Source organism: Streptomyces wuyuanensis (assembly GCF_900103455.1).
Taxonomy (GTDB): domain Bacteria; phylum Actinomycetota; class Actinomycetes; order Streptomycetales; family Streptomycetaceae; genus Streptomyces; species Streptomyces wuyuanensis.
Map to the genome: position 1 here is coordinate 170,713 of NZ_FNHI01000011.1, position 22,258 is coordinate 192,970.

At 70.2% G+C, this 22,258-nt stretch carries 23 protein-coding genes; 13 read left to right on the forward strand and 10 right to left on the reverse strand.

The window, feature by feature from the left end; all coding sequences use genetic code 11:
• Positions 1-206: 206 nt before the first annotated feature.
• A complete protein-coding gene (locus BLT82_RS17915; protein WP_093655965.1) occupies positions 207-2,012 on the reverse strand; it encodes an ABC-F family ATP-binding cassette domain-containing protein in 1,806 nt (601 codons plus the stop codon).
• A 246-nt stretch (positions 2,013-2,258) separates the two neighbouring features.
• Here BLT82_RS17915 and BLT82_RS17920 point away from each other — a divergent pair, with 246 nt between their 5' ends.
• Both BLT82_RS17920 and BLT82_RS17925 read left to right on the forward strand, forming a co-directional pair.
• Positions 2,259-3,092, forward strand: coding sequence for a helix-turn-helix domain-containing protein (locus BLT82_RS17920; protein ID WP_244292025.1), 834 nt, complete (start codon positions 2,259-2,261; stop codon positions 3,090-3,092).
• On the forward strand, positions 3,089-3,334 hold the full coding sequence (locus BLT82_RS17925; protein ID WP_093655967.1) for a DUF397 domain-containing protein: 246 nt from the start codon (positions 3,089-3,091) through the stop codon (positions 3,332-3,334). The genes BLT82_RS17920 and BLT82_RS17925 overlap by 4 nt, the downstream gene beginning before the upstream one ends.
• On the opposite strand, the gene BLT82_RS17930 is transcribed toward BLT82_RS17925, so the two are convergent.
• The 7 genes from BLT82_RS17930 to rsmI all read right to left on the reverse strand — a co-directional run bounded on the left by BLT82_RS17930 (position 3,302) and on the right by rsmI (position 11,090).
• Entirely contained in the window at positions 3,302-4,627 is a 1,326-nt protein-coding gene (locus tag BLT82_RS17930) for an acyltransferase family protein (protein ID WP_093655969.1), read from the reverse strand. The genes BLT82_RS17925 and BLT82_RS17930 overlap by 33 nt on opposite strands.
• 175 nt (positions 4,628-4,802) lie before the next feature.
• Positions 4,803-5,696, reverse strand: coding sequence for a 4-(cytidine 5'-diphospho)-2-C-methyl-D-erythritol kinase (locus BLT82_RS17935; RefSeq protein WP_093655971.1), 894 nt, complete (start codon positions 5,694-5,696; stop codon positions 4,803-4,805).
• A complete protein-coding gene (rsmA, locus tag BLT82_RS17940; protein WP_093655973.1) occupies positions 5,693-6,568 on the reverse strand; it encodes a 16S rRNA (adenine(1518)-N(6)/adenine(1519)-N(6))-dimethyltransferase RsmA in 876 nt (291 codons plus the stop codon). The genes BLT82_RS17935 and rsmA overlap by 4 nt, the downstream gene beginning before the upstream one ends.
• Positions 6,565-8,145: a resuscitation-promoting factor gene (locus tag BLT82_RS17945; protein WP_093655975.1), complete on the reverse strand. Its 1,581-nt coding sequence runs from the start codon at positions 8,143-8,145 to the stop codon at positions 6,565-6,567. Before BLT82_RS17945 ends, rsmA begins: the two co-directional genes overlap by 4 nt.
• Positions 8,146-8,311: 166 nt before the next feature.
• A complete protein-coding gene (locus tag BLT82_RS17950) occupies positions 8,312-9,196 on the reverse strand; it encodes a TatD family hydrolase (protein WP_093655977.1) in 885 nt (294 codons plus the stop codon).
• A gap of 339 nt (positions 9,197-9,535) precedes the next feature.
• Positions 9,536-10,051, reverse strand: coding sequence for a hypothetical protein (locus tag BLT82_RS17955; RefSeq protein ID WP_093655979.1), 516 nt, complete (start codon positions 10,049-10,051; stop codon positions 9,536-9,538).
• A gap of 160 nt (positions 10,052-10,211) precedes the next feature.
• Complete coding sequence (gene rsmI, locus BLT82_RS17960) at positions 10,212-11,090, reverse strand: 16S rRNA (cytidine(1402)-2'-O)-methyltransferase (RefSeq protein WP_093655981.1); 879 nt, start codon at positions 11,088-11,090, stop codon at positions 10,212-10,214.
• 74 nt (positions 11,091-11,164) lie between these two features.
• Here rsmI and BLT82_RS17965 point away from each other — a divergent pair, with 74 nt between their 5' ends.
• The 5 genes from BLT82_RS17965 to BLT82_RS17985 all read left to right on the forward strand — a co-directional run bounded on the left by BLT82_RS17965 (position 11,165) and on the right by BLT82_RS17985 (position 17,579).
• Positions 11,165-12,928, forward strand: a complete 1,764-nt coding sequence (locus tag BLT82_RS17965) for a dolichyl-phosphate-mannose--protein mannosyltransferase (RefSeq protein WP_093655983.1) — start codon at positions 11,165-11,167, stop codon at positions 12,926-12,928.
• 180 nt (positions 12,929-13,108) lie between these two features.
• Entirely contained in the window at positions 13,109-14,170 is a 1,062-nt protein-coding gene (locus BLT82_RS17970; RefSeq protein ID WP_093655985.1) for an HNH endonuclease, read from the forward strand.
• A 531-nt stretch (positions 14,171-14,701) separates the two neighbouring features.
• Positions 14,702-16,144 (forward strand): ATP-binding protein, encoded by a 1,443-nt coding sequence (locus BLT82_RS17975; RefSeq protein WP_093655987.1) that lies wholly within the window; start codon positions 14,702-14,704, stop codon positions 16,142-16,144.
• 399 nt (positions 16,145-16,543) lie between these two features.
• A complete protein-coding gene (locus BLT82_RS17980) occupies positions 16,544-17,005 on the forward strand; it encodes a GntR family transcriptional regulator (RefSeq protein ID WP_093656160.1) in 462 nt (153 codons plus the stop codon).
• 1 nt (position 17,006) lies between these two features.
• Positions 17,007-17,579: an HD domain-containing protein gene (locus BLT82_RS17985; protein WP_093655989.1), complete on the forward strand. Its 573-nt coding sequence runs from the start codon at positions 17,007-17,009 to the stop codon at positions 17,577-17,579.
• On the opposite strand, the gene BLT82_RS17990 is transcribed toward BLT82_RS17985, so the two are convergent.
• Entirely contained in the window at positions 17,567-18,040 is a 474-nt protein-coding gene (locus BLT82_RS17990) for an NUDIX domain-containing protein (protein WP_093655991.1), read from the reverse strand. The two genes, BLT82_RS17985 and BLT82_RS17990, sit on opposite strands and share 13 nt — an antisense overlap.
• A 2-nt stretch (positions 18,041-18,042) precedes the next feature.
• The gene (locus tag BLT82_RS17995) at positions 18,043-18,759 is read right to left on the reverse strand and encodes a MerR family transcriptional regulator (protein ID WP_093656162.1); all 717 of its coding nucleotides are present in this window, start codon (positions 18,757-18,759) and stop codon (positions 18,043-18,045) included.
• Positions 18,760-19,801: 1,042 nt separating this feature from the next.
• Between BLT82_RS17995 and BLT82_RS18000 the strand changes: the two genes are divergently transcribed.
• The 6 genes from BLT82_RS18000 (at position 19,802) to BLT82_RS18025 (ending at position 22,229) form a co-directional block, all read left to right on the forward strand.
• On the forward strand, positions 19,802-20,071 hold the full coding sequence (locus BLT82_RS18000; protein WP_093655993.1) for a DUF6284 family protein: 270 nt from the start codon (positions 19,802-19,804) through the stop codon (positions 20,069-20,071).
• Positions 20,068-20,346, forward strand: a complete 279-nt coding sequence (locus BLT82_RS18005) for a DUF6303 family protein (RefSeq protein ID WP_093655995.1) — start codon at positions 20,068-20,070, stop codon at positions 20,344-20,346. Before BLT82_RS18000 ends, BLT82_RS18005 begins: the two co-directional genes overlap by 4 nt.
• A complete protein-coding gene (locus BLT82_RS18010) occupies positions 20,343-21,203 on the forward strand; it encodes a DUF2637 domain-containing protein (RefSeq protein WP_093655997.1) in 861 nt (286 codons plus the stop codon). The genes BLT82_RS18005 and BLT82_RS18010 overlap by 4 nt, the downstream gene beginning before the upstream one ends.
• Positions 21,203-21,592 carry an RRQRL motif-containing zinc-binding protein gene (locus tag BLT82_RS18015; protein ID WP_208867958.1) on the forward strand — a complete coding sequence of 130 codons (390 nt, stop codon included), beginning with the start codon at positions 21,203-21,205 and terminating at the stop codon, positions 21,590-21,592. Before BLT82_RS18010 ends, BLT82_RS18015 begins: the two co-directional genes overlap by 1 nt.
• Positions 21,576-21,950 carry a DUF6251 family protein gene (locus BLT82_RS18020; RefSeq protein ID WP_093656001.1) on the forward strand — a complete coding sequence of 125 codons (375 nt, stop codon included), beginning with the start codon at positions 21,576-21,578 and terminating at the stop codon, positions 21,948-21,950. The genes BLT82_RS18015 and BLT82_RS18020 overlap by 17 nt, the downstream gene beginning before the upstream one ends.
• 75 nt (positions 21,951-22,025) lie before the next feature.
• The gene (locus BLT82_RS18025; protein ID WP_093656003.1) at positions 22,026-22,229 is read left to right on the forward strand and encodes a DUF6257 family protein; all 204 of its coding nucleotides are present in this window, start codon (positions 22,026-22,028) and stop codon (positions 22,227-22,229) included.
• Positions 22,230-22,258: the final 29 nt, after the last annotated feature.

Here is a 22,258-nt window from a genome sequence, read left to right on the forward strand (position 1 = left end):
GCTGCCCGACCGGCCTCCCCCGCGTTTTCCTCGGGCATGTGCCTTTGGAATGGAGCGAATCGGACATGGATTCCGCAACGTCACTTCAGTCGAGCGGGGCTTCTTTCTATCACCCGGGCCATGTCAAGAGGCGGCCCGGTCCGCCCCTGTACCCAAGGGAGAACCGGGCCGTGATGCCGTTGTTACGCGACCGGCGCGCGCCGCCGCTACGCGTCCTCGGCGAGTTCGAGCCAGCGCATTTCCAACTCCTCGCGCTCAACCGAGAGTTCGCGGAGCCGCGCGTCGAGTTCCGCCACTTTCTCGAAATCGGTGGCGTTTTCGGCGATTTGCGAGTGCAGCGTGGATTCCTTTTCGGAGATCTTGTCCAGCTGCCGCTCGATTTTCTGTAGTTCCTTCTTCGCGGCCCGCTGGTCCGCGGCGGACTTCTCCGCTCCGGCGGGCTTCGCGGGCGCGGCCGGCACCGGCGCCGCGGCCTGCACGACCCTCGCCCGGCGCTCCAGGTACTCGTCGATGCCGCGCGGGAGCATCCGCAGCGTCGCGTCGCCGAGGAGCGCGAGCACCCGGTCGGTGGTGCGCTCGACGAAGAAGCGGTCGTGGGAGATCACGACCATCGAGCCCGGCCAGCCGTCGAGGAGGTCCTCCAGCTGCGTGAGCGTCTCGATGTCGAGGTCATTGGTGGGCTCGTCGAGGAACAGGACGTTCGGCTCGTCCATCAGCAGCCGCAGCAGCTGGAGCCGGCGCCGCTCACCGCCGGACAGGTCGCCGACCGGGGTCCACTGCTTCTCCTTCGCGAAGCCGAACTGCTCGCACAGCTGCCCCGCGGTCATCTCCCGGCCCTTGCCGAGGTCGACGCGGTCGCGGATCTGCTGGACGGCCTCCAGCACCCGGAGTTCGGGGTCGAGTTCGGTGACGTCCTGCGAGAGGTAGGCGAGCCGCACGGTCTTGCCGGTGACGATCCGCCCGGCGGCGGGCTGCCGTTCGCCGTCGCCGACCGCGGCGTCGGCCATGGCACGCAGCAGGGAGGTCTTGCCGGCGCCGTTCACGCCGACCAGGCCGATCCGGTCGCCGGGGCCGAGCTGCCACGTCAGATGCTTGAGGAGGACCTTCGGCCCGGCCTGGACGGTGACGTCCTCGAGGTCGAAGACGGTCTTGCCGAGCCGGGTGGTGGCGAACTTCATCAGCTCGGAGGTGTCGCGCGGCGGCGGCACGTCCTTGATCAGCTCGTTGGCGGCCTCGACGCGGAAGCGCGGCTTCGACGTACGGGCCGGTGCGCCGCGGCGCAGCCAGGCGAGCTCCTTGCGGACGAGGTTCTGCCGCTTGGTCTCCTCGGTCGCGGCGATGCGCTCGCGCTCGGCGCGCGCGAAGACGTAGTCGGAGTAGCCGCCCTCGTACTCGTACACCGTCCCGCGCTGGACGTCCCACATGCGGGTGCAGACCTGGTCGAGGAACCAGCGGTCGTGGGTGACGCAGACGAGGGCCGAGCGGCGCGCCCGGAGGTGCTGGGCGAGCCAGGCGATGCCCTCGACGTCCAGGTGGTTCGTGGGCTCGTCGAGGACGATCAGGTCCTGCTCGGCGATCAGCAGCTTGGCGAGCGCGATCCGGCGCCGCTCACCGCCGGACAGCGGGGCGATGACGGTGTCCAGGCCCTGCGGGAAGCCGGGCAGGTCGAGCCCCCCGAAGAGACCGGTGAGCACATCGCGGATCTTGGCGTTGCCGGCCCACTCGTGGTCGGCGAGATCGCCGATGACCTCGTGGCGGATCGTGGCGGCGGGGTCGAGCGAGTCGTGCTGGGTGAGCACCCCGATGTGCAGCCCGCCGCTGTGGGTGACCCGGCCGGTGTCGGGCTCCTCCAGCCCGGCGAGCATGCGGATCAGCGTGGTCTTGCCGTCTCCGTTGCGCCCGACGACTCCGATGCGGTCCCCCTCGGAGACGCCGAGCGACACTCCGTCGAGCAGGGCACGGGTGCCGTACACCTTGCTGACTGCCTCGACATTGACCAGATTGACGGCCATTTCTCTCCTGACAGGGGGATCGATCGACCTACCAGGGTAGTCGGGGCGCACCGTCCGCAGTCCGCGCGTACGGTGCGCGACCGTACACCCACGGAGAGTGGACAGTACGCGACCGGGTCGCGACGCTGGGTGGGTCGCCCCAGTTGACCGTGTGAGCTCTGGACGGCCGTGGGTGGCCGTCGGCGTGGGGCCGGGAGCCAGAGGCCAGGAGCCTGGGGGCCTGGGGCCTGGGAAACGCACCTGGAGGTGGCGGATTTGGCCGGGGTGGACGACGAGCCGGTGTCGTCGGACAGTCTGAGGACGTTCGGGGCGTTCGTGCAGGGGCTGCGGGAGCACGCGGGGCTGTCGCGGGAGGCGTTCGCACCGATGGTGCGCTTCTCCCGGCACACGGTGGCCTCGATCGAGCTGGGCCGCCGGATGCCGGACACGCAGTTCGTCGAGCTGGCGGAGGCGGCGCTGGGGAACACGGGCGCGCTCCGGCGGGCGTTCGGGCATCTGACGCGGCAGCCGGGGCTGGCGTCGTGGTTCAGGGAGTGGGCGCGGCGGGAGAGGACGGCGGTGAGCCTGTGCACGTACGAGTGCAGGATGGTGCCGGGGCTGCTGCAGTCGGAGGGGTACGCGCGGACCCTGTTCGAGAACGCGGTACCGCCGTTGAGCGACGCGCAGGTGGAGGAACAGCTCGCCGCCCGGATGGAGCGCCAACAGCTGCTGCGTACGCGCCTCAACGTCCCCTTCAGCTTCATCGTGGCGGAAGCCGTCTTCCGCGAGCGGCTCGGCGGTCCGCAGGTGACGCGGGGGATGCTGGACCATGTGCTGGCGAGTACGGAGCCGAGGAACGTGACGCTGCAAGTCATGCCGCTGGGCTGCGAGTTCCACGCCTGCCTTGACGGCCCGTTGCAGTTGCTGGAGGGACCGGACGGAAGGCGTTACGCCTACTCCGAGGGACAGAAGAACGGCCGGCTGATCGGCGACCCGAAAGAGGTGGTCCCGCTCCAACAGCGCTATGACACACTGCGCTCACAGGCTCTGACCCCTGGTGAGTCCCGGGGTCTGCTGGAGCGGATCCGAGGAGTGTTATGAGCACCGCCGAACTCGCCTGGTTCAAGTCCAGCTACAGCGGCACCGAAGGCGACAGCTGCGTCGAAGTCGCCCTGCCCTGGCACAAGTCCAGCTACAGCAGCGCCCAGGGCGACAACTGCGTCGAGGTCGCCGCGTGCCCCGGCACCGTCCACGTCCGCGACTCCAAGGTCCCCGACGGCCCCCGGCTCGCCGTCCCCGCCGCGGCCTGGTCAGCCTTCGTCTCGGCGTACGGCGAAGCCTGACCGTTCCACCAGCCACCAGCCCGCCAGCGCCATCGCGACCGCGGCCGGGGCGCTGACCGGGACCGCGACCAGGGTCGCGGTGCGGCCGTCCAGCAGACCGGCGAAGCCGACCATGGACAGGCCGAGGACGCCGAACAGGCACAGGGTGATGCCGAGCGCGGCGAGCGGACCCGAGCCGGGGCGGACCGGAGCGGGTGAGGGCTGTTCGAAGCCGCGGAACACGGCGACCAGGACCGCCGTCAGCAGCGCCGCGGCGGCGATCCTCAGCGGAGTCTGCGCCCACCAGGCGGCCGAGGCCGGTTCCGGCAGGGTGACACCGGCGGCGAGGAGCGCGCCGTAGACGCCGAGCATCGCGGTCAGATGCCACAGGAACGCGGTCATGGCCACGCCGTTCGCGGCGACGACGGTGCGCCAGACCCGGGGACGCGCCACCAGCCGGGCGCCGGGCGCGCGCAGCAGCTCCACCGCGCCGACCAGCCACAGGCCGTGGCAGAGCAGCGCCAGGGTCGGCGGGGCCATGTTGGAGACCTTCTCCCCCGGCATGCCGACCATGGACAGCGGGTACGGCCCGGCCGCCACGAGCAGCGCGGCCCCGGCCAGCCCCGTCGCCGCCAGCGCCGACGGCAGCCGGAGGCGTCCGTCGGCCCGCAGGAAGCCGAGCTGGTGCACGGCCAGCCAGACGAAGGCGAAGTTCAGGAACTCCACGAAGGGGACCCCCAGCGCGAACCGGAGCACGTCCACGAGGACCGCGCCGGCGACGAGCGCCCCGAACGCGCCCCAGCCGTACCGCTCGTGCAGCCTGAGCAGCGGCGGGGTGAAGGCGACCATCGCCAGATAGATCCCGATGAACCACAGCGGCTGGGTGACGAGCCGCAGGGAGACACCGGTCAGTCCGCCGCCACCGCCGAGCAGTTGCACGAGCAGCGCCGCCACTCCCCAGACGAGGACGAAGACCATCGTGGGCCGCAGCAGTCGGCGCAGCCGTGCCCGCAGGAACGCCGCGTAGAGCGAGACTCCGTCGTCCGCGGGGTGCCTGCGGCGCAGGGAGCGGTAGGAGAGCGCGTGCGAGAAGCCGCCGACGAAGAAGAACACCGGCATGATCTGCAGTGCCCAGGTGAGGAGTTGGAGCTCCGGCACGACGGCGAGCAGATTGCCGACGCCGTCGGCGGTGACGGCGGCCATCAGCCAGTGCCCGAGCACGACGGTCCCGAGCGAGACGACCCTCAGCAGGTCGACGTAACGGTCCCGGGTGTCCGGTGTCGCCTCGGCGAGCGTTCGTACGCGTGATCCCATGCGCCCACGGTCCCGTCCGGGGGCGCGTGGCGGTCAGGGCGTTCGTACTCAACTCCCGGCCTGAGTACGTGCCAGCGGCCGCCGAACCGGCCGCGCTCGGCTCGGCTCGGCTCGGCTCGGCTCGGCTCGGCTCGGCTCGGCTCGGCTCGGCTCGGCTCGGCTCGGCTCGGCTCGGCTACAGGATCGTGGCGCCCCGCGCCGGGGCCTCGGCGACGCGGGCCGTGCGGCAGGTGCTTGAGGCGATCAGGACCTCGGAGATCCGCGCCGCAGACTCCGCGTCCTTCGCGAGGAACGCGGTCGTCGGTCCGGAGCCCGAGACGAGCGCGGCCAGCGCGCCCGCGTCGGTGCCGGTGCGCAGGGTGTCCGCGAGCGACGGGCGCAGCGAGAGGGCCGCGGGCTGGAGGTCGTTGACGAGTGCGCCGGCCAGCGCGCCCGCGTCGCCGGTGCGCAGGGCGTCCAGCAGCAGCGGGGACGCCACCGGGACGGGGACGTCGACGCCCTCGTTGAGCCGGTCGAACTCCCGGTAGACCGCCGGGGTGGACAGCCCTCCCTCGGCGACGGCGAAGACCCAGTGGAACGCCCCGCCGACGGGCAGCTCCGTGAGCCGCTCGCCCCGGCCCGTGCCGAGGGCGGCGCCCCCGACCAGGCTGAACGGCACATCGCTGCCGAGCTCCGCGCAGATGCCGAGCAGTTCCTCCCGCGACGCCCCGGTGGACCACAGCGCGTCGCAGGCGAGGAGCGCGCCCGCGCCGTCGGCGCTGCCGCCCGCCATGCCGCCCGCGACGGGGATGTCCTTGTCGATGTGGACGTGCACGGCCGGGTCGATGCCGTACCGCGCGGCGAGCAGTTCGGCCGCCCGCGCGGCGAGGTTCGTCCGGTCCAGCGGCACCTGGTCGGCGCCGGGGCCCGTGCAGGTCACGGTCAGCGACTCGGCGGGGGTGACGGTGATCTCGTCGTACAGCCCGACGGCCAGGAACACATTGGCCAGGTCGTGGTACCCGTCGTCCCGGACCCCGCCGACGGCCAGCTGGACATTGACCTTGGCAGGTACCCGTACGGTGACGCTCACGTGGTTTCCCCGGCTCCCTTGTGCTCCGCGATACGCGCGAATTCTTCCACCGTCAGCGACTCGCCCCTCGCCTGCGGCGAGATCCCGGCCGCGACCAGCGCCGCCTCCGCGGCCGCCGGGGAGCCCGCCCAGCCGGCGAGCGCGGCCCGCAGCGTCTTGCGGCGCTGCGCGAAGGCCGCGTCGACGACCGCGAAGACCTCCGCCCTGCTCGCCGTCGTCTTCAGCGGCTCGGTGCGCCGGACCAGGGAGACGAGCCCGGAGTCGACGTTCGGCGCGGGCCAGAAGACGTTCCGCCCGATCGCCCCGGCCCGCTTGACCTCGGCGTACCAGTTCGCCTTGACCGACGGCACGCCGTAGACCTTGTTGCCGGGCCGGGCCGCGAGCCGGTCGGCGACCTCGGACTGCACCATGACCAGCGTCCGCTCGATGGTCGGGAAGCGCTCCAGCATGTGCAGCAGGACCGGCACGGCCACGTTGTACGGGAGGTTCGCGACGAGCGCGGTGGGCGCCGGGCCCGGCAGTTCCCGCACCTGCATCGCGTCGGAGTGGACCAGCGCGAAGCGGTCCTTCCGCTCCGGCATGCGTGCCGCGATCGTGGTGGGCAGGGCGGCGGCGAGCACGTCGTCGATCTCGACGGCCGTCACCCGGTCCGCGGCCTCCAGCAGCGCGAGGGTGAGGGAGCCGAGCCCGGGACCGACCTCCACGACCACGTCGTCGGGGCGCACCTCGGCGGTGCGGACGATCCGGCGGACGGTGTTGGCGTCGATGACGAAGTTCTGGCCGCGCTGCTTGGTGGGGCGTACGCCAAGCGCTGCGGCCAGTTCTCGGATGTCGGCGGGGCCGAGGAGGGCATCGGGATCGGTGGTGCTCACCGGTACAGCCTACGGCCGCAGTGCGGCCACGGACTCGCCCCCCGTTGCACGTAGAGCTTCTTCGCCCGGTACGTCTGTTCCTCGGGTGAGGCGTCCTGAGGTCTGCCGCGCCCGCCGAGCGACTGCCAGGTGCGGGTGTCGAACTGGTAGAGCCCGCCGTAGGTGCCCGACGGGTCCACCGCGTCCGGCCTGCCGCCGGACTCGCACCGCGCGAGCGCCTCCCAGTTGAGCCCGTCGGCGCCCCGCACCGAGTCGGGCAGCCGCTTGGTGCCGGTTTTCACCTGCTGCGCGACCGGCTCCCGGACCACCGCCTCGGAGACCTTCCGGGGCTTCTGCCGGACGCCGTTCACCGTCCGGACCGAGTAGGTGACCCGCCGCGCGCCCGCGCGGCCGGCCCGTGCGACGACCTCGGTGCCCCTGTGCAGCTCGGGGTCGTCGGTCCGGACGGTGTCGTACGGAATGGGCTCGTCGCGGACCTCCTCGGTGTCGCTGATGCGCATGACGGTGATCGTCTGGCCGTCGCGCGGGAAGCTGTCCGGAGGCACGGAGGTGGTGTCCAGGTCGCCGAGGGTGATGCCGGCCGCCTCGACGGCCTCCCGGGCGGTCGCAGCGTTCGTGCGGATGGTGCGGGCCCGGCCGTCCGCCATGAGCGTGACGGTCCGCTCGGTCAGCACGTCGACGTCGAGGCCCGTGCGCGAGATGGACCTGGAGCGCGAGACGGACATGTGCGCGCCGTTCGCCCGCACCCCGACCTGGCGCAGCGCCTCCTCGACCGTGCGGGCGGTCGTCCACACCTGGCGGCTGCGGCCGTCGATGGTGAGGGTGACGGGGCGGCCGAAGCGGACGACGACCTCGTCGCCGTGGGCGAGGTCCGTGCCGGGCGCAGGGGCGACGAGATCGTGCTCGCCGACCGTCAGCCCCTCCTCGGCGAGAAGCTCGTCCACGTCGTCGGCGAACGTGTGCAGGGTGCGGGGCACCCCGTCGACGCTGAGGCGGACGGCCTTGTCCGCGGCGACGAAGGCGGTGGTGCCGCCCGCGAGGAAGGCGACGACGAGGGCCTGCGGGATGAGGCGGCGCAGCCCGTCGGGGCCGCCGAGCGGGAACGTCCGGCTCTTCCGGCGGCGCGCGGCGCGCCGGGCTTCGGCCCGGGTGGCGGCGCGGCTGCCGGTGGGGGCGGGCTCCGCCCCGGTGGCAGCGGAGGTGGCGGGTGCGGGGGCCGCGCGGCGGGCCGCCCCCCGGGTGGCCGCGGGGCGGGCCTGGGCGGGGGTGGTCGCCGGGCCGGCCTCGACCCGGGTGGCGGGCGCGGCGGGACGGGCTCCGGCGGGGGTGGCGCCCGCCGCGGGCCAACGGGCCGTGACGGCCTCGGGGCCCGGGGGCCGCTCCGGTGCGTCCGGGCCCGGAGGCCGCCCGGCCGGGCCGGAGCCGTCGGGTCCCCGGGGGGCGCCGCCGGGAGGGCCCCCGGGCGTCCCGGGCCGGAACGCCGTGACCGTCGGCGCGTACGGCGACACTGCTGCTGCCGGGCCGTGCGGCGGCACCCTGACGGGCGCCGGCGGCACGGGCGGCGGCGGGGGCTCCATGAGCCTGGCGGCGCGGCGACCGCCGCGTGCGGCACGGTGACTGCCCTGCGAAGTGCTCACGAGGCCGGGACCCTAGCCGCTCCTCGTCACTCTCCAAAGCAGGCCGACTACGCGGTGTCGCGACACCATGCCAGACAGGTCCCGGAATGTGACGGTTCGTTATCTTTCAGTAATCGAATGCACGAGCCGTGTTCGAAGCAATCGCCTCCGACATGGCGTCCTCGTCGATCCCCCGCACCGCGGCCATCGCGCGGACCGTGACCGGAATGAGATACGGCGCGTTGGGCCGACCGCGGTAGGGCGCGGGCGTCAGGAACGGCGCGTCGGTCTCGACCAGGACGAGTTCCAGCGGGGCGACGGCGAGCGCGTCGCGCAGCGGCTGGGCGTTCTTGAAGGTGACGTTGCCGGCGAAGGACATGAAGTACCCCGCGTCGGCGCAGATCCGCGCCATCTCCGCGTCGCCCGAGTAGCAGTGGAAGACCGTGCGCTCCGGGGCGCCCTCCTCGGCCAGGATCCGCAGGACGTCGGCGTGTGCGTCCCGGTCGTGGATGACGAGGGCCTTGCCGTGCCGCTTGGCGATCTCGATGTGCGCGCGGAAGGACCGCTCCTGGGCGGCCACGCCCTCCGGGCCCGTGCGGAAGTGGTCGAGCCCGGTCTCGCCGACGGCCCGCACCTGGTCGAGTCCGGCCAGCCGGTCGATCTCGGCGAGCGCCTCGTCGAGGGCGGCGTCCCCGCCGCCCGGTCGCGCCTCAGCCCGTCGCCGAGAGGTCCCTTCCACAGGGTCGCCGTGGACGATCCGCGGCGCCTCGTTCGGGTGAAGGGCCACCGCCGCGTGGACGTTCCCGTGGCGGGCGGCCGTTTCGGCCGCCCAGCGCGAGCCGTCGATGTCGCACCCCACCTGGACGACGGTCGTCACACCGGCCTTCGCCGCCTTCTCCAGCGCCTCCTCCACGGTGCCGCTCTGCATGTCCAGATGGGTGTGCGAGTCGGCGACCGGCACCGCCAGCGGTGCGGGCAGCGGCGGAGGGGTGTCGTTGGACTTGGCACTCATGACCACGATCGTACGAGGACCATGGCCACGGCCTCACTCACGGCGGCCCGGACCGCGAGCGGGGCATGCGCGGCCGCGGGTCACGCACGGCCACGCCCGGCCACGCACCCACGCGCGGCACCTCGGGCTCACCCGGCCGCGACGCACCCACCCGTCCGCAACGGGCCCGGGCGGGCGACCCGGGCCCACCGGTCCACCACGAAACGGCGCGGGCGCCGCAGGGTCGGATGTTCCACCAGGAAACGGCGCGGGCGCCACAGGGTCGGATGTTCCACCAGGAAACGGCGCGGGCGCCACAGGGTCGGATGTCGGCCACGGACCGGTGGGGCCGTCATGAGCTCACTTGCTGCGGCGGTGGATGCCGCGGAACATCCCGCCGAGGCCCCGGCGCGGCTCGCCCTCGGGCAGAGCGGCCTCGGCCGCGGCACCCTCGGTCGCCACGCCCTCCGGCGCGGGGCCGTCGGCCGTGCGGGCCCCGTGGCGGCGCCTGGGCGCTCTCGGCTCCGGTTCGGACGCCGGTACCGGCCCGGCGGTGGCGAAGTTCGGCGGCGCGAAGTGCTGCCGGCGCAGCGACTCGGCCAGACCGGACACCTGCCCCGCACGCATGATGCGGACCTTCTGCCCACCGCAGTTGAGGCAGGTCAGCCGGTTCAGCGGGGAGGGAACGAGCTGTCCCTGCACGCGGTACGTGAAGAAGGGCCGGCCCGTGCCGTCGATGTGGTGCTCGATGTCGTAGGTCTGCTCCCAGCCGTAGCCGCACCGCATACAGGCGAAGGCGTAGGACTCCTGCACCGTCTCGGGTGCGCCGACCGGGAGGGGTCCCGCGCCGCTCGGGGTGCCCGCTGTGTCACTCATGCCAGCTCCTCCTGATCCACTGCCCCCCTGATCGGCGGGGGTGTGTCCGTTACCAGTGGACTCCTGTCGCCGCGTGATGGCATCAGGCCTTCCGGCTAATTGGCGAGGATTTGGCCGGCGCATTCCGGAAGGCCCGATCGCACGGTCCGAGCTTTGCTTTTCACGATAGACCTTTACCGTTCGACGGTCCTGTTCCTGCCGCGTTCTTTGCCGCGACGACCGCGTCGAACACCTCCCGCTTGGGCAGGCCCGCCTCGGCGGCGACCGCCGCGATGGCCTCCTTGCGCCGCTCCCCCGCCTCCTCGCGCACCCGCACCCGCCGCACGAGTTCGTCCGCGTCCAGTTCGGACGGGCCCGGGGCCGGGGCGCCCTCCACGACGACGGTGATCTCCCCGCGCACCCCCTCCGCGGCCCAGGCGGCCAGCTCGCCGAGGCCGCCGCGCCTGACCTCCTCGTACGTCTTCGTCAGCTCGCGGCAGACCGCCGCCCGGCGGTCCGCGCCGAACACCTCGGCCATCGCACCGAGCGTGTCGTCGAGGCGGTGCGGGGCCTCGAAGTAGACGAGGGTGCGGCGCTCGTCCGCGACCTCGCGCAGCCGGCCGAGACGCTCGCCCGCCTTGCGGGGCAGGAAGCCCTCGAAGCAGAACCGGTCCACCGGCAGCCCCGACAGGGCGAGCGCGGTCAGCACGGCGGACGGGCCGGGCACGGCGGTGACCCTGATGTCCTTCTCGACGGCCGCGGCGACCAGCCGGTAGCCGGGGTCGGACACGGACGGCATCCCGGCGTCGGTGACGAGCAGCACCCGGGCGCCACCCTCCAGCGCCTCCACGAGCTCCGGCGTACGGGCGGACTCGTTGCCCTCGAAGTAGGACACGACCCGGCCGCGGGTGTGCACACCCAGCGCCTGGGTGAGGCGGCGCAGCCGCCGCGTGTCCTCCGCGGCGACCACGTCGGCGTTCTCCAGCTCGGCCGCGAGGCGCGGCGGCGCGTCCGCCACATCGCCGATGGGAGTCCCTGCCAGTACGAGTGTTCCAGTCACCGATCCAGTCACAGGAGCAATCCTCGCAGGGCGGGCCACGCCCCTCGCACAGACGCGTTCCCTACGATGGCGCGGTGACCAGTACCGCCCCACGGGCCGAGCACGGTCAGGACGTCGCGGAACAGCCACCGTCCTGGCAGCAGCGCCTGCGCAGATTCGGCCATGTGCCCAGGCCCGGCATCGGGTTGCGCGAGCGGCTGGTGCCGCCGTACACCCGGCCCTCCGACCGGTTGTGGTCCCTGCTCGGCGTGCCGCCGGGGGCGGCCCGCCGGGTGGAGCGCTTCTCGGCGTGGGGCGGCCCGCTGCTGGTGACGCTGGTCGCCGGGCTGCTGCGGTTCTGGCAGCTGGGCAGCCCCAAGGCGGTGATATTCGACGAGACGTACTACGCGAAGGACGCGTGGGCGCTGGTCAACCAGGGCTACGAGGGCTCCTGGCCGAAGGACGTCGACAAGGCGATCCTGGCGAACCCGGACGCGGTCCCGATCCCGTCGGACCCCGGCTATGTGGTGCACCCGCCGGTGGGCAAGTGGATCATCGGGATCGGCGAGCAGATGTTCGGGTTCACCCCGTTCGGCTGGCGCTTCATGGTGTTCGTGCTCGGCACGCTGTCGGTCCTGATGCTGTGCCGGATCGGCAGACGGCTGTTCCGGTCGACGTTCCTCGGGTGCCTCGCGGGCGCGCTGATGGCCGTGGACGGGCTGCATTTCGTGATGAGCCGCACGGCGCTGCTCGACCAGGTGCTGATGTTCTTCGTGCTGGCGTCCTTCGGCTGTCTGCTCGTCGACCGCGACCGGGCGAGACGGCGGTTCGCGGACGCGCTCCCGGTGGACGAGGAGGGTGTGCTGCGCCCGGACCCGCGGATCGCCGAGACCCTGCGGCTGGGCCTGCGGCCCTGGCGGATCGCGGCCGCGGTGATGCTGGGCCTGGCGATCGGCACGAAGTGGAACGGCCTTTACTTCCTGGCCGCGTTCGGGCTGATGACGCTGCTGTGGGACGTGGGCGCGCGGAAGACGGCAGGCGCGGTCCGCCCCTACGCGTCGGTGCTGAAGCGGGACCTCCTGCCGGCCCTCACCGGCCTGCCGGTGGCGATCGCCACGTACATCGCCTCCTGGTCCGGCTGGTTCTTCACGGACAAGGGCTACTTCCGGGACTGGGCGGCGACCGAGGGCAAGGACAGCCCCTGGAGCGTGGTGTTCCCCGACTGGTGGCGCAGCTTCTGGCACTACGAGACCGAGGTCTACAACTTCCACGTCAATCTGACGTCCGGTCACACGTACGAGTCCAACCCGTGGAGCTGGATCGTCCTGGGCCGTCCCGTCTCCTACTTCTACGAGGACCCGGCGGCCGGCACCGCGGGCTGCCCGGTCACGGCCGCCGAAAAGTGCGCCCGCGAGGTCCTGGCGATCGGCACTCCCGTGCTGTGGTGGATCGCGTGCTTCGCCGTCGTCTACACCCTGTGGCGCTGGGCCTTCCGCCGCGACTGGCGCGCGGGCGCGATCGCGTGCGGGATCGCGGCCGGCTGGCTGCCGTGGTTCCTGTACCAGGAACGCACGATCTTCATCTTCTACGCGGTCGTCTTCGTCCCGTTCCTGTGCCTGGCCGTCGCGATGCTCCTCGGCGCGATCATCGGCCCGGCCCACCGCCCACGGGGACCGGCGGTCCCCCCGGAGCCGGGGCTGGCTCCCGGAGAGCGCCGCAGGATGCTGGGCGCGGTGACGGCGGGCGTGCTGGTGCTGCTCGTCATCTGGAACTTCATCTACTTCTGGCCGCTGTTCACGGGCGAACCGATCCCGATGGACGACTGGCGGGCGCGGATGTGGCTGGACACCTGGGTCTAGCAGGCACGACGGTGGTCCCGGCGCGTGGTTGCGCCGGGGCCGCCGCGGTCGTTGACGGGCGTCCCTGGTCGTCCTGGGCCGTCGCTCGACGGCCCACAGACGGCCCAGGGACGGCCCAGGATCGTGCACGCCAGGCAGACTCGCGGGTCCGTGTCAGACCCCGCACCTACACTCCCGACCATGGAAAAGGGAGCGATCTCGCGGGACGACATCCTCAAGACACTTGCCGAGTACGACGACTTGGGACAGGAGGCGTTCCTGGACCGGTACAAGTACGGCAAGGCGAGCACGTACCTGCTCCTCCATGACGGCAAGGAGTACGACTCCAAAGCAGTGGCCGGCGTGGCACACAAACACCAGCACGGCAGGCCCCTGGCGCATGGAGAGCTCATCGGGGGCGTCGGCCGCGGTCACGCAGTGGAGTGGCTGAAGCGCGAGGGCTTCACCATCGGGGTGTCCCGGAGCCCTAAGTGGACACGTGACGAGATCATCCTGGCCTGCGACGTAGTGGCGCGTAACGACTGGAAGGGTCTCGACGCTGACGACCCCCGCATTGCCGAGCTGTCCCACTACCTGCAGCTCCTGGGCGCCTACCCGCCCGAAGAGCGCGCCCCGACGTACCGCAACCACAACGGAGCGGCACGCAAGACCTTTGATATCGCCACACACCACCCTGACTACGACAAGAAGCCGACCAAGGGCGGGCAACTGGACCGCGAAGTCCTGCGTGACTTCCTGGACCGGCCGGAGGAGATGGCCCGTGCAGCGAAGCTGCTGCGCGAGGGCCTGGCGCACGGATCCTTGGAGACCGTCCTCGCGGACGACGATGAGGACGACGCCGAAGACGATGCCAGCGCCCCCGAGGGCAAGGTTCTCTACCGCCGCCACCGGACGAGAGAGCGCAACAAGGGCCTGCGGAAGAAGAAGATCGCTTCTGTCTTGAAGGCGGGCGGTTCCCTCGCATGCGAGGCGTGCGGCTTCGACTTCGCCGCGGTCTACGGCGAACGCGGCGAGGGCTACATCGAGTGCCATCACGTCGTACCGCTCCACGAGGCCGGCGAGGGCACGACAAAGCTCTCCGACTTGGCTCTCATCTGCTCCAACTGTCACCGGATGATCCACCGGGCCGCCCCGTGGCCCACGCCGGCTGAACTCAGCGCGCTGGTCCGAGAGCAGGCACAGAGGAGCCGCCAGGTGCTACCAAGCCCTCGGGTAACCGAGAAGGCGCTGGACCACGGTTGACCACGGTGCGCCGACCACCGTGTTAGGAGCTCGACCGGACGGCCTCAGCGCACAGTCGGTCCGCTGCCATTGCGGCTGCATCAGACCGCTTGGCGCCGCCGTTGATCGCTGCCGTTGATGTCAGCCGGGGATGTGACCACACCGCAGGCTCACTTGCGACGCCCACGCGCCTTCGCTTTGCGCTCGGCTTCCTTGCGCCTCTCGATGGTGTACACGGACCAGTCGCCACGGTGAAGGTTGCACCTTGATGCGCCCACCATGGCAAGCCTGCGGCAACGACTCCCACTCTGCGTTAGTGCCCCACACCTCGACTGCACACGAGCCACGATTCCCACCCCTGAGCCTCGACTGTCCTGTAGACCGAACCAGGGTCGTTGGCGTATGCCGACAGCGGAAGGCGCACGGCCGCGCGAATTGGTGCACGACGGTCCGAGACGGTTGCTTGGGGGCGCACGCTTGCGCCCGGCTGGGCTGACAGAGTTGGGTACCCAACTCCGCCCTGGACGCACCGTCTTGTGACATCATCACGGGATGTCGATCCAGGTGGTTCACGTCACAGCGAACGATGTCGCCAAGATCCTCGACCTTGACGAGGCGCATTTCTCTGATCTGAAGTCGGTTGACATTGCACCCGGTAAGCTGACGAAAACCATTGCGGCTTTCGCCAACGCGGACGGTGGCGAGCTGTATATCGGGATTGACGAGATCGACAAAGGGAAGCGGCTAAGAAGGTGGAGGGGCTTCCCTGGGGTTGAAGAGGCCAACGGGCATATTCAGGCTTTTGAGGGGCTCTTCCCCCTGGGGCAAGATTTCTCCTACGAGTTCTTGCAGGCTCCGGAGTCCTCCCCCGGACTGGTGCTGCATGTCACTGTCCAAAAGACGCGAGCAGTGGTTCAGGCGTCTGATGGAAAAGTGTACGTGCGCCGGGGCGCGCAAAGCATTCCTTACGTGTTGCCATCTGATCTTGATCGCCTGTCCCGAAACAAGGGGATTACATCTTTCGAAGCTCAAACAGTCTTGGCGCCCCTTGAAGCCGTCTCGAACTCGGAAACCATAATTGGATTCATGTTGGCGGTGACCCCCAGCGCTGAACCCTTGCCCTGGCTGAAAAAGCAACTACTAATCCATGACGGGAAACCTACGGTAGCCGCCCTGCTCCTATTTTCAGATGAGCCTCAAGCGGCGTTGCCCAAGCGATCGGCAATCAAGATTTACCGCTATAAAACCGCGGAGTCGCAGGGCACCCGGGAGACTCTGGACTTTGATCCGGTGACCGTCGAGGGGTGCCTTTATGATCAGATCCGGGCATCCGTCCAGCGCACATCGGACATTATCGAGCAGGTAAGAGTGCTCGGCCCTGAAGGCCTGGAGTCGATCACCTATCCGCATGTCACCCTACATGAGATCATCACAAATGCCGTGCTGCACCGAGACTACGGGATTGCAGACGACGTACATGTCAGAGTTTTCGATAATCGCGTTGAAGTAGAGAGCCCGGGAAGACTCCCTGCCCACATCACGGAAAAGAATATCCTTGATGAGCGCTTCGCGCGAAACGGGACAATCGTCCGCCTTATCAATAAATTCCCAGACCCACCCAACAAAGATGTGGGTGAAGGATTGAACACTGCGTTCAGCGCAATGAAGAAATTGAAGCTACGCGACCCGGTAATTCGACAGGCGGAGAACTCGGTAATCGTCGAGATTCGGCATCAGAAGCTCGGGACGCCGGAAGAGCTCATCATGGAGTGGCTTGACTCGCATGAGGAGATCACCAACAAGCGGGTTCGCGAGTTGACTGGCATTGGATCCGAAAATGAAGTGAAGCGGATCTTCTATCGTCTTGCTGAGGCTAAGCAGATTGAGCGAGTACCGGGAAAGGGTGGAGGCTCTGCGGCGTGGCAAAAATTCACGGGAAATGACGGCTCTGAGGAACCTTCCAGCCCACCCGAAGAAGATCCGGGGCTCTTCTAGAAGACCCTGAGACTCGTCGCTTCCCAGGCGTTTGATGGAAGGTGGAGTGGGTTTGGCCGTTTCCCTAGGCGGGCTGTGGTCGAGCATGATCAAGAGGCCGTACGCTTGCTGGCAATTCGGGCAGGCTTCCAACCTGCCTGCAATGTCCCCGAGTGGCCCGTGGTCTTGCTCAACGCAGGCCCCTGACCGGGTAGGTGCCAAAAGCCGTGGAGCCGACCGCCGCAGCCACGTCGGGGTTCACCCCATCTCCGGGCCGCGCGACCGCGCGACGCCGCGCTGTGCACGGCGGATGCGCCCTGAGGTGGCAGAGAAAGTTGTACCGCAGTGCGCCCGACCTCCGGCATAAAAGGTCACCGTGGCACTCTTGTGCGTGACCAGGAGCACGAGAAGGGAGCGCGCGTGTCGCAGGAAGCCAGTCCTCGCGGAACCTTCCTGAAGATCGCCGATGTAGTGAAGGCTGAGATCGACGCCGAGCCTGCGATGGCCGAGCTGCCGTCAGCGGCGGAGCTCATGCGTGAACATGGGGTCTCACGCGGGGTCGCACTGCGGGTCTTTGGCGTGCTCGAGAAGGAGGGGCGCGCAGAGCGGGTACCTGGCGGCCGCTGGCGCGTCATTCGTCCGGGGCAGGAACGGGACCGCCGGCCGCTGGCCGAGCTGGTCGCTGAGGTGATTCGTTCGGAGCGTCTCAACGTGGGAGACAGGTTCCCCAGCACGAGCGCCCTGGCTACGCGCTTCGGCGTCTCACGGCCAACAGTGGCCAAAGCGCTCGACAAGCTGGAGGCAGCCGGCCTGCTGTCGGCGAGCCAGCAAGGCAAGCAGCGAACCGTACTGGCCCTGCCGGGCCGAGAGGAGCGTTCGTAGCGTGAGCACCGCCGGACTGACCGACTGGGCCTATCCGCTCGCGGAGTCGCTGCTCGCCGAGCCGCTACCGCGGCGGTGGGCGCACTCGCTCGGGGTCGCCGAGCGGGCTCGGATCATCGCGCCGATCCTGGACGACGATGCCGAGCTGCTGGAGGCCGCGGCGGTACTCCATGACATCGGCTATTCCCCCGACCTTGCCAAGACCGGATTTCATCCGCTCGACGGGGCCCGGTACCTGCGGGACGTCGCCAACGCTGATGCTCGCGTGGCCCGTCTCGTGGCTCATCACTCCTGTGCCTGGATGGAGGCTGAGGCCCGGGGCCTGCGCGAGGAGCTGGAATCCGAGTTCCCGCGGGAGCGGGCGGAGCTCTCCGACGCGCTCTGCTTCTGCGACATGAACACGACGCCGGACGGGATCCCGACGAATCCCGTCGACCGCGTGAACGAGATCGCAGGGCGATACGGGTCGGACAGCCTGATCGGCACGTTCATCCGGCGCGCTGAGCCGGAGATCATGGCCTGTACCGCCCGCGTGCTTGAACGCGTCGCCGCGGTGAAGCGTCAGCCGATGTAGGGAGCCGTACGCGTCCGGTCCATGGCGTGCTCGATACGGAGCCGCATCGTGGGGTGGATGTCGAGTCCTGCCAGGTCCGCCGGGGCCACCCAGCGGACCTGCGTCGTCTCGTTGCTCGTACGCACATCTCCGCCGATGGGTCGAGCGCGGAAGCAGATGCTGAACTGCTGGCGCGCCTCGCCGTCGTCGTACAGCATCACGTGACCCGGGTCGGTGTAGATCCCGGACATGTCGACGACCTCGGCCTTGATTCCGGTCTCTTCCCAGACTTCCCGCACGACCGTGTCGCTGATGGACTCCCCGACGTCGTGTCCGCCGCCGGGGAGCGCCCATCGGCCGTTGTCGGACCGTTGGATGACCAGCACCTCGCCTGCGTCGTTCTGAACGAACGCCACAACCGACGGAACCACCGAGTTGGCCGGCGGGGCGTCGGGATCGTGAAGGTAGTCGATGCGTCCCATGCTCAGGCTCCCGTGAGGTCGTGTTCCGTCACCTGGCGCGCGCCTCCCCAGGTCTGCTCGATGCTATTCGCGTACGTGTCGAAGAGTCCCCCGCCTGGCAGGCGCCGTAGGTGAAGGACGGGCGCCATGTACGCGCCGATGCCGTAGACGTGCGTGTTCACGAGCATCTCGTCATCAGCACGGAACAGCGAGTTGTAAAGCGTCGCATCGTGGAGCCGGAAGCCGATGTCCGGGTGGCTCTGGAACAGCGGGCGGTAGTTCATCAGCGCGTTGCGGATCTTGCCGTCCATGATCTGGTGACCCTCGTCTATGCCACGCTGCTTCACCGCCGCGCAGTCAGGATCCCCGAGCAGGATGCGCACCTGGGCGTTCCCCTGCGCCTTGGCCTTGAGCAGATCGTGAAAGAGCGGGTCTTCCGAGAGCCACAGTCCGGAGTAGACGAGCACGTCGATATGCGACGCCGCCCGGCCGTAAATCTCCCGCCACAGGCCGGTGGGCACCATGTGCCGATGCGGGTAAACCGTCACGATCTCCGCTTTGCTCAAGTCGGTCGCGCTATCGACCATGCGGGAGTCCTCCCACAGAGTCGTCACCTCGACTTTGAGCACGGATGCGGTCGCGTACTGGTGCCTCCTGTACGGGACCTTCCCCTGCGTGATCCAGCGCTCAACCGTCTTCGGGTTGACCTCAATCGCTTCGGCCAGGTCCTGCACGGTCATGCCCTGGGTCAAGAGGGCGGACCGTAAGCGCTCGTTGGACACCTCAACCCCCGGTGGGACATCTAGGGACGTCCTGACCGTAGCGAGACGACCCCCAGGTGTCCACGCGTGGGGTGAACAACGCCCCTCACCTGCACCGATTCTGATGGTGCACCAAGAAGTTCCGGCGTGAGGAGCGGAGAGTCCGCCGTCAAGCTTGACGAGACTCGATGCAGTACCTGTAATAGAGGTACTGCATCGAGCTTGAGGCTCGACGGCGGTTCCCAGCACACCTGAGGGGCCTTCTTTGGGCTGCTCATCAGCAGAGGGCGGGGACGCTGCAATCCCGCTAAAGGCCAGGTAGGACGCAATGGGCTTCGGCCCGACTGGCGAGGTGGCCCGGCGACCGCGAGCAACGGCCGGAGGGTGGGGACGAAGTCCCCCTTGCAGTGCGCCACCCGAATGACCTGCGAGAAGAGGAGTTCTGATGCGGCAGTTAAGTACCTGGGCGCTGCTCGTGCTGGACCGGCACAAGTGGTGATGCCCTTCGCGTCTCCCTGATCCGCCGTGCAAGCGCACCGGGATAGCCGGTGACCCGCGGAGTCAGGTCATCTGCGCGGCGTATGCCGCGGCCGGTTGCCTCCCTCGCCCGTCCGGCGCTCGTGCCGTACGGGCGAGGCGTGGGGAGCTGGAATCCGCTGGCTCTACGAACCGCGCCGCTCGGAGCTGCAACTCCGAGCGGCGCCTACAGGCACCTATGTGGAGGTCCCTGTGATCACCAGTCTGACAGAGGCAGAGCGGGCCGAGCTGGCCCGAAGAGCCGCTGAGGCGAACAAGCGCAGCGCGGACAACGCCCGTATGCAGGGGCGCCGGTGAGCGGCGAGCACCCGCGGGACGAGCGGCCACCCCTTCCGGTGCGGCCCCCGCGCCCGCATCCGCACGCAGCGGCCGGCGGCCGTTGAGCTGATCCGAACCCCCCAGATTCCCGACAACGGCGTGCGCCCCCGGAGCGGCTACTCCGGGGGCGCTTCGGGCCGTACCCCATGGAGAGGAACCACGACCCATGAAGCACATGAAAGCACGTCAGGTGGCCGATACCGCCATCACTGACGGCCGTGAGCCGACCGGCGCGGAGCTGGACGCGATCGAGCGGGAGATGCCGTTGATCGCGGCGGAGGTCGAGCTGTTGGATGCGCAGATCGGTCTGCTCGACCGGGCGGCCACCGCGCTGGACGAGCGGCGTATCCGCCGGGCCCGTAACCGAGTGCTGGCCGCGCGGCGCGACCTGACCAATCGCACGGCCGGTGTGCCCGGCGGACCGGCGGTGGCATGATGCCGACCGCCCAGATGTCCAGTAGCGGCGGGCCGTGGCGCCTGTACGTCGCGCTGATGGGCTCCACCAAGTGGCCGGACTACCGTTGGGAGCGGCCGACCCCGGTGCCCACGATCGCCGAGCGCCGGACCGTCCTCGCGACCCTTGGCTATGAGCAGGTCCCCGGCTCCGAGTGGTCGTGGATCGAGGACACCACCACCTATGGCGACGACGGCTCGCCCGTGCTGCTGATCGCTGCCGTCGAGGTGCGGGAGTCCAGGGGCGGTGCGTCATGAACCGCTTCGGTAAGGGGCTGCTCGTGCTCGCCCTGGTCGCCGTCGTCGCGATGGCGTTCCGGGTGTCGTGGAACGCGCTGCGGGACGTAGCGAAGGCGACCGGCGCGGACGCTACCGCGGCGACGCTGTACCCGTTCGTCGTCGATGGCCTCATGGCTCTCGCGCTCGTCGCCACCCTCGTGCTGACTGGGGACGCGCGACGGTTCGCATTGCGGGTGCTGGCCACCTACACGCTCGCCTCGCTGGTCCTGAACTACGTCCACGGGCTGGTGCCGGAGTTGCACGATCGATCGGTCGACTGGAGTCGACTGGCCGACTGGGACCCGGCGAACTGGGTCCTGGTCCTGCTCGCCACATCGCTGCCGGTCGGCTCGATCTACTTCGGCTCCGACCTCGTCGCCAAGGTCCTGCACCACCGACCGGACCCCACCCCGACACCTGCCGAATTGGCAGAAATCAGCGTAGATCGGTCGACGGCTGACCTGGGCGAACAGGCTGAGCTGCTCGCCGCACGGGTCGAGGAACTGCCTGCCCGACCGGTCGAGCCGGTTCCGGCGGTGGTCGAGGAGAGCGAGCCGGTGCCGGTCGGTGCGGTGGCGGCCGAGCAGCCGCGGGTGGGTCGGGCGACCGGTCGACTCCCGCAGTCGGCCCGATCGGCACGACCGGTCCGTACGGCCGAGGAGCTGCTGATCGAGGCCCGCGAGGCGACCGCCGGTTGGGCGGTCGAGGAGCTCACGGCCGAGGGCATCCGCAAGGCCGTACGCACGTCACCGGCGAAGGCCCGGGGGCTGCGCGAGACGCTGCGCGCCGAGCGCACCACGCCCGCCGAGCCGCTGCCGGTGTCTGAGGGCGCCTGATGCGGCTGACGCGTGCCGACTGCTTCGACCCCACGGGCGAGCGGTTCGGCATCCCCACCTACCCGTGGCGGTGCGCGCCGGACGGCTACGCCACCCGCCGACAACTCCGGGCCGCGGGACTTCGCCCCGGCGGGCAGCCGGTAGCGGCCCAGTGCCTGCGGCCGCGCCGGCGCCGGGGGCCGCTGGTCGCCTATCTCTACCGCGTCGACCGCGCGATGCCCGTGCGCCCGATGACCCCCGGCCGATGGCGAGCGCTGGCCAAGGCCAACGCCGCACGGCGCCTGTGTCCCGGCTGCGGGCGCGACGCCGGATACGTCCTTCCCGCTGCGCTGGGCATCTGTGTGCCCTGCGCTTATCCCGAAGGGACCAGCGATGGAATCGCTGCCTGAACTCGCCCGTGTGGTGCAGCTCCCGGACGGCACCCATGTCTACGTCGACCCCGCTCACCTGCCCGCCACCTATTCCGGGCCGCAAGTGGTTCACCAGCACGTGCACCAGGCGCCGCCGGACCGGACGGTGCAGCGCATCGCGCTCGGCTCCGGGGTCGGTGCCGGCGCGGTCGCGGCGGGCGTCTACTTCGGCCCGCTGCTGGTCGGCGTGCTCACCGCCATGGCCGCGAACCTCGCCCTCCTCGCCCTCCTGGCCGCCGTCTGCGCCTGGGGTGTCGTCACCGTCGTGAAGTCGGTTTCCGGCACCGAGGGCAGGGCGGCCGCGAAGAGCATGCGCAGGGTCCGCCGCCGGCGCTGATGGCTGCCTGCGGTTCCCGCCCGGTGCGGGGGCCGTGGGGAGCCGGACAGTCCGGCCCCGGACAGGAGACAGACCGTGGCGCGTGAACCCAAGCTCACCACTGGCGAGAAGGCGAAGGTCGCCTGGTACGTGGCCCGGATGGCCAAGCGCGGCATCGCCGACGACCGCCTGACCGGCGGCCGCGTGCACCAGCGGGACCTGGAACGCAAGGTCGAGCGGGTCATCGAGCGGGCCCGCACGCGCGAAGAGCGCGACGCGAAGAAGAACGGCCGCAAGTAGCTGTGCCCCGGGGGCGGCCGTATCGCCGG

What these genes read in the sequence shown, in the direction of transcription:
- BLT82_RS18005 (WP_093655995.1), top strand. Translation starts at nt 20,068, where the DNA reads ATGATGCCGACCGCCCAGATGTCCAGTAGCGGCGGGCCGTGGCGCCTG.
- BLT82_RS17925 (WP_093655967.1), top strand. Translation starts at nt 3,089, where the DNA reads ATGAGCACCGCCGAACTCGCCTGGTTCAAGTCCAGCTACAGCGGCACC.
- BLT82_RS17970 (WP_093655985.1), top strand. Translation starts at nt 13,109, where the DNA reads ATGGAAAAGGGAGCGATCTCGCGGGACGACATCCTCAAGACACTTGCC.
- BLT82_RS18020 (WP_093656001.1), top strand. Translation starts at nt 21,576, where the DNA reads ATGGAATCGCTGCCTGAACTCGCCCGTGTGGTGCAGCTCCCGGACGGC.
- BLT82_RS18010 (WP_093655997.1), top strand. Translation starts at nt 20,343, where the DNA reads ATGAACCGCTTCGGTAAGGGGCTGCTCGTGCTCGCCCTGGTCGCCGTC.
- BLT82_RS17950 (WP_093655977.1), bottom strand. Translation starts at nt 9,196, where the DNA reads ATGAGTGCCAAGTCCAACGACACCCCTCCGCCGCTGCCCGCACCGCTG.
- BLT82_RS18000 (WP_093655993.1), top strand. Translation starts at nt 19,802, where the DNA reads ATGAAGCACATGAAAGCACGTCAGGTGGCCGATACCGCCATCACTGAC.
- BLT82_RS17995 (WP_093656162.1), bottom strand. Translation starts at nt 18,759, where the DNA reads ATGACCGTGCAGGACCTGGCCGAAGCGATTGAGGTCAACCCGAAGACG.
- BLT82_RS17990 (WP_093655991.1), bottom strand. Translation starts at nt 18,040, where the DNA reads ATGGGACGCATCGACTACCTTCACGATCCCGACGCCCCGCCGGCCAAC.
- BLT82_RS18015 (WP_208867958.1), top strand. Translation starts at nt 21,203, where the DNA reads ATGCGGCTGACGCGTGCCGACTGCTTCGACCCCACGGGCGAGCGGTTC.
- BLT82_RS17915 (WP_093655965.1), bottom strand. Translation starts at nt 2,012, where the DNA reads ATGGCCGTCAATCTGGTCAATGTCGAGGCAGTCAGCAAGGTGTACGGC.
- BLT82_RS17930 (WP_093655969.1), bottom strand. Translation starts at nt 4,627, where the DNA reads ATGGGATCACGCGTACGAACGCTCGCCGAGGCGACACCGGACACCCGG.
- BLT82_RS17975 (WP_093655987.1), top strand. Translation starts at nt 14,702, where the DNA reads ATGTCGATCCAGGTGGTTCACGTCACAGCGAACGATGTCGCCAAGATC.
- BLT82_RS17955 (WP_093655979.1), bottom strand. Translation starts at nt 10,051, where the DNA reads ATGAGTGACACAGCGGGCACCCCGAGCGGCGCGGGACCCCTCCCGGTC.
- BLT82_RS17945 (WP_093655975.1), bottom strand. Translation starts at nt 8,145, where the DNA reads ATGGAGCCCCCGCCGCCGCCCGTGCCGCCGGCGCCCGTCAGGGTGCCG.